Here is a 1,912-nt window from a genome sequence, read left to right on the forward strand (position 1 = left end):
CTCTCGCTCGCTGTTTTGCCACTCGCCGTTTACAAACTCGTAGGTTACGTATCCGTTCATCTCTCCTGAGCCGTCGTAGAAAATTTCGGTCTTATCTTTGGGCTGCCAGCTCTTGCCGTCCCATTTGAAGCTTATCGTAAGCTCCTCCTTACCCCACGCGTTTTTTACGGATCTGTTCATGCTCTCTTTTTGCCATTTGCCCTTTGCAAGCTTATATCGCACATCTTCGGTCGCGTTGCCGTCGTAGCTGGAGACGGTTTTGCTCGCATTGCGCGTGCCGTCATCCGCTACCGAATTCGTCTCGCGCGTCGTGACGTTACCCTTTACGCTTTCCGTGTAGTCTTCTATTTTTTTCCACTTGCCGCTTTTAAGATCGAGGTTAAATACTTCAAATTTAACCATATCCCCCTTTTCGTCAAAGTAGCTGATCTCTTTGTAGCTAGAGCCTAGGCCGTCCGAGGAGTTCGTATCTCTTACCTGCTCTAGCTTGCGCGCCGCCGCGTCGTAGCTTAGATGCGTGCTCTCCTTGCGCCCTCCGAGTGAGCCGTAGCTCATGCTTTGCACCATATACTCATACTCCTTGGCAAACGCCGCCGCACAGAGCAGCGCAAGTATCGTAGCGAGCTTTTTCATCCTCTCTCCTTGGAAAAAATTTTGATAATTATATAATGTTCGTATATAAAAACGGATAAAATTTCGCCGCGCGGCGAAATTTAAAAAACTTCGATTTTTAGGCGGTAGCAGTGAAATTTTACGTCGCCAAATCGCTGGAATTTTAGCAATATTTAGATCTGATTTTGTGTTAGTTGTCGATAGAATTTATGCGAAATAGAATTGCGTGCGAGCTTCTGCTAAATTTTAAACAGATCTAGGCTGATTTATATCAAAGCTTCACTGCGTGCCGTTAGTGATAAAATTCTACGTAATAAAATTTTAAATTCATGCGCAGATCCGTTTGAGGAGATAAAAATGCAACACTAAATTTTTGGCAGCTCAAAATTTCAAATAATGCCGATTTTTCAAAAGTGCCGCTGATTAGCGATACTAATCGCAGAAGCGCTTATCCGTGTCATTTGCTTTGCGCTTGGCTAGGAAGTCCGCCTTTTTAGCGGGGTCTGCGAAAAACTCGTCCTGCCTAAGTAGCGCGGCGTCCATTTTGTCCTCGGCTGCCTTGAGCGCGGCGGCGCGATCTACAAAGCGAGACGGAAATTTCTCATCAAATATCGCTTTATACGGGTGTGCCTTGACCCAGTCCCTAGCGCGTGCCGCCGCATCGCGCTGTTTAGCGAGATCGCAGAATGCGTATGGATTTACCACGTTGCCGACTAGCTGTAAAAACGCCGCGTTCGCGGACTCGGTCTCACGAAATATCTCGTCCTTGACGTCGATGACGCGAGCGAAGGTTAGGAAGCGATTTTTGCCCGCGTAGAACCAAAACACCGCGTCGTCCTTAAGCCCCAGATCATAAGCGCGTGCAGCGACCGTCATCAGCGTAGTCGGAGCGACCATGTCCGGGGCGTCCTCGATGATTTTGATCGCCTTTTTTAGGCTCGCCACGTCGTTTTTCATCAACAGATCGTCGATCGGCTCGTAAACATGCACGTATTCGGGCTTGCCCTCCTTAGCCGAATAAAACGGCGAAATATAGATGTCGATCGAAGTGATTTTTTCAACCTTGTCTTCAGCCTGGGCGCTCAAAGTCGCAGCCGCCGCCGCACACAGCAGCAGTGAACGAAATTTTTTCATGGTCTCTCCTTCGGTTAAATTTTTATAAGTTTCCTCGTAATTATATCTTGAAATTTAAGAGCGCGAGCTTGATTTTTAACGAATATATTTTTGCGGAATTTTAATTTTTTGCGGCGGCTCTATTTTCTTTTGATTAGGCTTTGCCGCGACGCTTTGGGCGGTTAAA

At 47.1% G+C, this 1,912-nt stretch carries 1 protein-coding gene and 1 pseudogene; both read right to left on the minus strand.

Annotated elements, in window-relative coordinates:
- Positions 1-633 (minus strand): annotated as a pseudogene (locus Q0256_RS10290) (hypothetical protein); the annotation flags it as partial.
- A 411-nt stretch (positions 634-1,044) separates the two neighbouring features.
- On the minus strand, positions 1,045-1,746 hold the full coding sequence (locus Q0256_RS10295; protein ID WP_297962753.1) for a cytochrome-c oxidase: 702 nt from the start codon (positions 1,744-1,746) through the stop codon (positions 1,045-1,047).
- Between the last annotated feature and the right edge of the window lie 166 nt (positions 1,747-1,912).

The organism is uncultured Campylobacter sp. (assembly GCF_937949835.1).
GTDB lineage: Bacteria > Campylobacterota > Campylobacteria > Campylobacterales > Campylobacteraceae > Campylobacter_B.